The sequence below is a fragment of the uncultured Thomasclavelia sp. genome (assembly GCF_944324745.1).
Classification (GTDB): domain Bacteria; phylum Bacillota_I; class Bacilli_A; order Erysipelotrichales; family Coprobacillaceae; genus Thomasclavelia.
The window spans coordinates 1-3,183 of record NZ_CALUXO010000084.1; the positions used below are offsets into that span (position 1 = coordinate 1).

General features: G+C 30.9%; 5 protein-coding genes and 1 tRNA gene. 4 read left to right on the plus strand and 2 right to left on the minus strand.

Going from position 1 to position 3,183, the window contains the following annotated elements; translation table 11 throughout:
* Positions 1–44 precede the first annotated feature (44 nt).
* A tRNA-Glu gene (locus tag Q0K54_RS11810) sits at positions 45–120 on the plus strand.
* Between the two features lie 34 nt (positions 121–154).
* Here Q0K54_RS11810 and Q0K54_RS11815 read toward each other — a convergent pair.
* Complete coding sequence (locus tag Q0K54_RS11815) at positions 155–550, minus strand: hypothetical protein (protein WP_294581500.1); 396 nt, start codon at positions 548–550, stop codon at positions 155–157.
* A 16-nt stretch (positions 551–566) separates the two neighbouring features.
* Complete coding sequence (locus tag Q0K54_RS11820) at positions 567–1,103, minus strand: GNAT family N-acetyltransferase (protein WP_294581502.1); 537 nt, start codon at positions 1,101–1,103, stop codon at positions 567–569.
* 72 nt (positions 1,104–1,175) lie between these two features.
* On the opposite strand from Q0K54_RS11820, the gene Q0K54_RS11825 reads away from it, so the two are divergent.
* Genes Q0K54_RS11825 through Q0K54_RS11835 form a run of 3 tightly spaced genes read left to right on the plus strand, consistent with a single transcriptional unit; the run spans position 1,176 to position 3,008 of the window.
* On the plus strand, positions 1,176–1,376 hold the full coding sequence (locus tag Q0K54_RS11825; RefSeq protein ID WP_294581503.1) for a DUF1146 domain-containing protein: 201 nt from the start codon (positions 1,176–1,178) through the stop codon (positions 1,374–1,376).
* A gap of 43 nt (positions 1,377–1,419) precedes the next feature.
* Complete coding sequence (spoIID, locus tag Q0K54_RS11830; RefSeq protein ID WP_294581504.1) at positions 1,420–2,316, plus strand: stage II sporulation protein D; 897 nt, start codon at positions 1,420–1,422, stop codon at positions 2,314–2,316.
* 44 nt (positions 2,317–2,360) lie between these two features.
* Positions 2,361–3,008 carry a M23 family metallopeptidase gene (locus Q0K54_RS11835; RefSeq protein ID WP_294581506.1) on the plus strand — a complete coding sequence of 216 codons (648 nt, stop codon included), beginning with the start codon at positions 2,361–2,363 and terminating at the stop codon, positions 3,006–3,008.
* Positions 3,009–3,183: the final 175 nt, after the last annotated feature.

The window sequence follows — 3,183 nt, forward strand, 5'->3', positions numbered from 1 at the left end:
TAACCGATCGGTCGTAGGTTCGAGTCCTACTTCAAGCGCCATGTGGCCTGTTGGAGAAACGGTTAACTCACATGCCTTTCACGCATGCATTCACGGGTTCGAATCCCGTACAGGTCACCATTTGAAAATTAACCAGAACTTATGTTCTGGTTTTTTAGTTTGTAAAAGAAATGTAAGTTAAACCAATTGCATGATTATTTAATATTCCAGCAATATACGTTAGAATTTGTCGCTGGCTAGTTGTATAAATTTCATAAAAAGAATTAATAAAAAATAAACGATTTGATTCACCAATATAATTTAAGGTCCACTTAATTGATTCAACGAAGTTACCATGAAACTGGGCTTTTTCAATGATAGGATTATAACTCGAAGTATTTTCTTCTTGATATATTCTTTCTAAATAAGAAGCATTATTTTTACAATCTGATGCATAATTGGTCAGTCGAGTTTTAATTTCGTTACTTGGGGCTATGGTTGCAATTAATTCATAGTTGGCAGCTGCATATAGCTGATTGTAGATTAAGTTTTGTAGAACTGTATTATTCATTTTATCACCTGATTTATTATATGCGGTTATTTTTTAAAGATAACTGATATTGGTCGATTGTTAGCTCAAATAAATCGACATCTAGAAAATTACCACGCTTAAAAGCATAATTGTTTAATGTAATTAAGTGTTTAAAATGATTTTTAGTTAGTACTTTTTTACTTGCTAGATTATTGCTGAATACTCTGGCAACAATTATTTTAAGATCGTAGTTTTTAAAAATATTATCGATCATCATTTGTAATGCTTTAGTGGCAATTCCTTTATTCCAATATGGTTGACCGATCCAATAGCCAATTTCCCCGATATGACTATAAATATCTTGACCAAAAGTAAGAGAAATGGCACCGCAAAATTGCTGGTTATAAATGATTGCTAGTTCAATTATTGGTAGATTAGTATTATTAGTTAATTTGAGGCAATTATAAGCATCTTGATATGTGTAAGGGTAAGGAAAAGAGTCGTTTAAATTAGCTTGAATATTAGGGTTATTGGCTAGAATTACTAAGGAATTTAAATCATTGGGCTGATATGATCGTAATTGGATTTTCAAACTTGTTCCTCCTTTATAAAGTAAATTAAACATGCTATACTAGTCTATAATAATTTGTGGAGGTGAAAAATTATGTCATATCAAATTATTAAAATGATTGTTTATGTTATTTCGGTCATGTTATCAATGTGGTCTTTAAGTTGCTTTAATTATGATAATATTATTCATAAAGGTAAAGTTCGTGAATTTTATTTGTTTTTTTTAATTGTTTCACTTTCTTTAGGTTATTTATTAGGTTCTTTTATTTTAGAGTTTGCTACGATTCATTTTTAACATATTAATGATTCTCTTTCATATAATTAGTTGAGGTAATTATATGAAAGAGATCAGTGTTAAATTGGCAATCGTTTTTTTTATTTTAGTAGCATTTTTGTCAATTAAATTTAAGACAGAGTATGATGAATTGGTTTTTAAAGGCCAAGAAGAAAATGAACCGGTTCAAGTAGCAGTAACTATTGATGATAACATTAATTATATTAATCTAGATGATTATTTATTAGGAGTTGTTGCTGGTGAAATGCCGGCAGAATTTGAACTAGAAGCTTTAAAAGCGCAGGTTGTGGCCAGTCGGACTTTTGTTTATAATCGTAGTTTAAGTGTTGATAATACCACGAATTCACAAGTGTATTTGACTAAAGAACAGATGCAAGAAAAATGGGGTGGCAATTATGATCAGTATAGCCAAAAAATTGCTACGGCTATCGCTGAAACTAACAATGAAGTGATGAAATATAATGGTGAATATATTAGTGCATTGTTTTTTTCTTCAAGTAATGGTTATACTGAAAATGTTGATGATTATTTTGAATCGAGTGCCTTACCATATCTTAGAAGTGTTGATAGCCATTGGGATCTATCGGTTGATCCTAATAATAGTCGTCAAAAAAAATTTACCTGGGAGCAATTAAGAGATTTATTTGAATGCGAAACGCTAGATTTTAATATAATTGCTTATAAGGATAGTGGTCGTGTTGCTACTTTAAGTGTTGGTGGTAAAAATTATAGTGGCCGTCAGGTGCGTGAAAAGTTGAATCTAGCCTCTAGTTGTTTTGAAATTGATTATCAAAATGGACAATATGTTTTTACAACATCAGGTAGTGGCCATGGTGTTGGAATGAGCCAATATGGAGCTCAGGGAATGGCGCTAGAAGGAGCTGATTATAAAACGATTTTAAATCATTATTATACTAATATTGAAATTGTAAATAATTAGTATAAACCGATTTTTAGTGGAAACACTACAAATGAGGTGAAATAATGAGATTATTTATAAAACGAAATCGTCGTGTTTTTATTTTTGCTACAGTAGTTGTCTTTTTTCTATTTGGAGTTGGAATTGTACAATTACTAGTAAATCAATATCAGCCCTATAATGATACAGCTGTTGTAAAGGTTGAAGATAATGAGGAAAACACTAGTAATGATGAAACTGACGATCCCCAGGCGCCAGAAGAAAAATTAGCTAAACCAGTAAGTGATGATATTGAAATAGTAAAAAAATTTTATGATGCCAGTTTAAGTGATGATGAACGCGAACAGGCGCTGGTATATTTTGAAGGAGTTTATCGACCAAATTTAGGAATTGACTATGCCAATGATGATAAAGCTTTTGAAGTTATAGCTGCTTGTTCTGGTACAGTGACAAAAAAAGAAAATGATCCATTACTTGGCTGGGTGGTCACTGTTACCAATGAAACTGGGGTAGCAACAACTTATCAATCACTAAGTGAAGTGACTGTGGAAAAAGATGCTGTAATTAAACAAGGAGATAAAATAGGAACTAGTGGAAAAAATGTCTATGAGTCGGAATTAAATAACCATTTACATTTTATTTTAGAGAAAGATAATCAGGCTTTAAACCCTGAAAAGTATTTCGATTTAGAGTTATCAAAAATAGCGTTATAATCAGCCAAATAGTGATAATTAAAAAAATTATCGCTATTTGTTTTTTTGCCTTGTAAATAAAAAAAATCATGGTACAATAGTTAAGAAAAACAAGGAGGACGTATAATGGCATTATCAAAAGAAATTGGTATCGACTTAGGTACAGCAAATATTTTAATTTATGTCAAAGGTGAAG

Bases quoted from the DNA above. Each gene is read 5' to 3' on its own strand.
- Q0K54_RS11815 (WP_294581500.1), bottom strand. From the start codon at position 550: ATGAATAATACAGTTCTACAAAACTTAATCTACAATCAGCTATATGCA.
- Q0K54_RS11825 (WP_294581503.1), top strand. From the start codon at position 1,176: ATGTCATATCAAATTATTAAAATGATTGTTTATGTTATTTCGGTCATG.
- spoIID (WP_294581504.1), top strand. From the start codon at position 1,420: ATGAAAGAGATCAGTGTTAAATTGGCAATCGTTTTTTTTATTTTAGTA.
- Q0K54_RS11835 (WP_294581506.1), top strand. From the start codon at position 2,361: ATGAGATTATTTATAAAACGAAATCGTCGTGTTTTTATTTTTGCTACA.